Source organism: Candidatus Aquicultor secundus, from assembly GCF_002791875.1.
GTDB classification, from domain to species: domain Bacteria; phylum Actinomycetota; class Aquicultoria; order Aquicultorales; family Aquicultoraceae; genus Aquicultor_A; species Aquicultor_A secundus.
On the sequence record NZ_PFNG01000173.1, the window covers coordinates 1 to 3,520 of the forward strand.

General features: G+C 50.8%; 4 protein-coding genes. All 4 read left to right on the plus strand.

The features are described from left to right. Positions 1–252 precede the first annotated feature (252 nt). Positions 253–1,182 (plus strand): NAD-dependent epimerase/dehydratase family protein, encoded by a 930-nt coding sequence (locus COY37_RS07255; RefSeq protein ID WP_286677982.1) that lies wholly within the window; start codon positions 253–255, stop codon positions 1,180–1,182. 13 nt (positions 1,183–1,195) lie between these two features. Continuing rightward, positions 1,196–2,335 carry a non-hydrolyzing UDP-N-acetylglucosamine 2-epimerase gene (gene wecB / locus COY37_RS07260; protein ID WP_286677981.1) on the plus strand — a complete coding sequence of 380 codons (1,140 nt, stop codon included), beginning with the start codon at positions 1,196–1,198 and terminating at the stop codon, positions 2,333–2,335. A gap of 73 nt (positions 2,336–2,408) precedes the next feature. Further along, positions 2,409–3,146, plus strand: coding sequence for a glycosyltransferase (locus tag COY37_RS07265; protein ID WP_286677980.1), 738 nt, complete (start codon positions 2,409–2,411; stop codon positions 3,144–3,146). 67 nt (positions 3,147–3,213) lie between these two features. Beyond that, a partial coding sequence (locus tag COY37_RS07270; RefSeq protein WP_286977025.1) for a DMT family transporter occupies positions 3,214–3,520 on the plus strand: 307 nt, incomplete at its 3' end.

The following is a 3,520-nucleotide window of genomic DNA, read 5'->3' on the forward strand; positions in this document are numbered from 1 at the left end:
CAGAGGTCTGTGAGTGCCCGCTAGATTCTTCGCTCCGCTCAGAATGACACAATAATTATGGTGTTCTGGCACTAGGCGTAGATAAACTATTCTAAGATGATGGTTTTATTCTGGCTCCTGGCTTCTGTTTTTCTATTAAGATATACTTAACTTAATCCGGGTTTAAGTGAAGCACTTAGTTTCGGTAATCGTACAGTGCCGCGCGTATGCTTTTCGTAGTTATACGGCGGCATTAAAAAGGGTGGTGGGTTTTTGCGTATTGTAGTGACCGGGGGGGCCGGTTTTATCGGCTCTAATATCGTTGATGCGTATATCGAGGCGGGCCATGATGTGGCCGTCATCGATAATCTCTCAAGCGGAAAAGAGAGCAACGTGCACCCCAAAGCACGTCTCTATAAACTGGATATCCGCTCGCCCGAGGTCGAGCTGGTATTTGCCAAAGAAAAACCGGATGTTCTTAACCACCACGCCGCGCAAATCGATGTCAGAAAGTCGGTGGTAGACCCGGCCTATGACGCACAGGTAAACATCGTCGGCATGATCAACCTTCTTCAGATGTGTATCAAGCATGAGGTAAGAAAAGTCATCTTTGCTTCCTCTGGTGGGGCTATTTACGGAGACCCGAGCGTATTGCCGGCAGACGAGAACACCCCGCTCGATCCGCTTGCCCCCTACGGCGCGGCAAAGGTCGCCGGGGAGTACTACTTAAGCTGCTTTAGCGCTCTTTACGGGCTCAACTACACCGCGCTTCGCTACGGCAACATCTACGGGCCCAGGCAAGACCCCCATGGTGAGGCCGGCGTTATCGCTATTTTTTCCCAAGCAATGCTTAAGGACCACGAGGTCAAGATATTCGGCACCGGCGAGCAGCTGCGCGATTACGTGTTTGTAGGTGATGTCGTGCGGGCGAATGTTCTCTCGCTTGAGAAGGGGAATAACCGGAGGATAAACATAGGAACGGCTACCGGCACGTCGGTTAACGAGCTTTTTGACCGGCTCAAAGGTATCACCGGATATGCGAAAGATGCGGTCTATTATCCCGTCAGGCACGGCGAGCTTGAGCGGACATATCTCGCCAATGAGAAGGCAAAAGACGAACTCGGCTGGGTGCCGCAGGTTGATATCCAGCAAGGGCTGGAGCGTACCGCAGAGTTTTTCAGACAACAACCGGTTAAGGCATAATGCGAGGTTTTGCATGGGTCAAGATAAGTTAAAAGTACTCTCTATTTTCGGGACACGTCCCGAAGCGATCAAGATGGCCCCCGTAGTCAAGGAGCTGGAGCGCCGCCCCGATAGCTTTGAATCGGTTGTGGCGGTTACCGCTCAGCACCGCGAGATGCTCGACCAGGTGCTCGACCTTTTTAAGATAGAACCCGATTACGACCTGGATATCATGAAACCGGGTCAAGACCTTTTCGATATTACGAGCAGGGCGCTGCTTGGGTTAAAGCCGGTTCTTGAAGACGCAAAGCCGGACATCATCCTTGTCCAGGGCGATACGACGACCACCTTTATCGCGGCGCTCGCGGCCTTTTACTTAAAAGTGCAGGTCGGCCATGTCGAGGCGGGTTTGCGCTCCTTTGATAAGCACCACCCGTTCCCGGAGGAGATAAATAGGGCGCTAACAACCGTTATTGCGGATTACCATTTTCCGCCCACCCAGACGTCGAAGCAGAACCTTCTGGCCTGCGGCGTACCCGAGGAGCGCATTTATATAACGGGAAACACCGTTATCGATGCGCTTATCCAGACCATTAAACCGGGCTATACATTCACGCAACCCGATCTCAAGGCGGTCGATTTTGATAATAAACGAATCATTTTAGTCACGTCGCACCGGCGGGAGAATTGGGGCGAACCGCTACGGCAGATATGCCGGGCGATTAAGGAAATCGCTCAGAAGAATCCCGATATCGAGGTCGTGTTTTCCGTTCACTTAAACCCGCTGGTGCAGCAGACGGCACGCGAGATCCTGGGCGGCGTCGAACGCGTTCACCTAATCAAGCCGCTTGACTACGAACCGTTCGTCCAGCTGATAGACAAGTCGTACCTTATATTGACCGATTCGGGCGGGATACAAGAGGAGGCCCCATCGCTCGGCAAACCCGTGCTCGTGTTGCGCGAGGTCACCGAGCGCCCCGAAGGTGTGGAGGCGGGTACCGTGCGGGTGGTCGGGCGCGATATGGGCAAAATAGTCGATGCGGCCCAGCTTTTGTTGGGTAATGCTGCGGAATACAATAAAATGGCCCGCGCCGTTAATCCCTATGGGGACGGACATGCGAGCCAAAGAATAGCCGATATTCTGGAAAAGCAGCGAATAGCGATTAACGATTAATAAGGAATACAGGTTAAGTTATCCCGCCAATCACCGGTTTTAAAAGAGATGTAAAAGAGATGGGATATGAGATATGCTCTACGTCGTAATACCCGCATATAACGAAGAAGGCAACCTCGGCATCCTTGTCGAGGGCATTGCAAATATGGCGCAGGCGAATGGGTTTGCCTACACCATTATAGTCGTCGATGACGGAAGCACCGACAAAACACCCGATATCATCAAGGAATTATCCGCTAAGTATATTATTCTGCCCCTTGAGAACCAGCCGAATGCCGGTCTTGGCAGAACGATGGCAAAAGGCTTAAAGAAAGCCGCCGAAATAAGCGCAGATGGGGATATAATTATAACCCTCGATGGCGATGCGACGCATGACCCGGTTTACATGCCACCGATGATTGAAAGAATACGGCAGGGAAACGATATCGTTATCGCGTCGAGGTTTGCACCGGGCGGCGTCGAGAGGGGACTGTCGTCGTTCAGAAAGTTTTTAAGCCGCGGCTCAGGCACGTTGCTCACGGCATTTTTCCCAACAAAGGGGTTGCGCGATTATACCTGCGGATATAGAGCGTTCCGCGCCGAGATTATAAAGCAGGGGTTTAGTAAATTCGGCGATGGTTTTATCCAGGAGACGGGGTTTTCGGTGACTCCCGAGATACTTTTGAAGCTTCGCTCGCTTGGTGCTAAAATCGACGAAGTGGGTTTCATGCTTAAATATGACCAGAAGGTCGGCAAAAGCAAAATAAAGGTATCCAGGACGATAATCCAGTATCTCAAGATGATCATCAAGTTTAAGCTCAGAGGACTCTAGCCCCATAGAGCTATCTATAGCCATATGGGGCGAATACTTGATTTTATAATTATGCAGGGAGAGAACGATGGTAAGATCAATCGCATTGATAGTATTTAGTATCACGCTCGCTATTGCCGGGCAGTTGCTGCTAAAAAGCGGCATGAATCAGGTCGGCCGTATCGGTACCGGCGACCTGGTCTACTACAAAGACATGCTTATCAAGACATTCTTGCATCCCTATGTCCTGTTTGGCTTAGCCCTTTACTTTCTATCCTCGATTGTCTGGCTCATCGTTCTTTCAAGGGTTAACTTAAGCTTTGCGTATCCCTTTGCGGGTCTTGGCTATGTAATTGTTATGATTATTTCCTGGCGTTTCATGAACGAGCCGGTTA

Bases quoted from the DNA above. Each gene is read 5' to 3' on its own strand.
- wecB (WP_286677981.1), top strand. From the start codon at position 1,196: ATGGGTCAAGATAAGTTAAAAGTACTCTCTATTTTCGGGACACGTCCC.
- COY37_RS07265 (WP_286677980.1), top strand. From the start codon at position 2,409: ATGCTCTACGTCGTAATACCCGCATATAACGAAGAAGGCAACCTCGGC.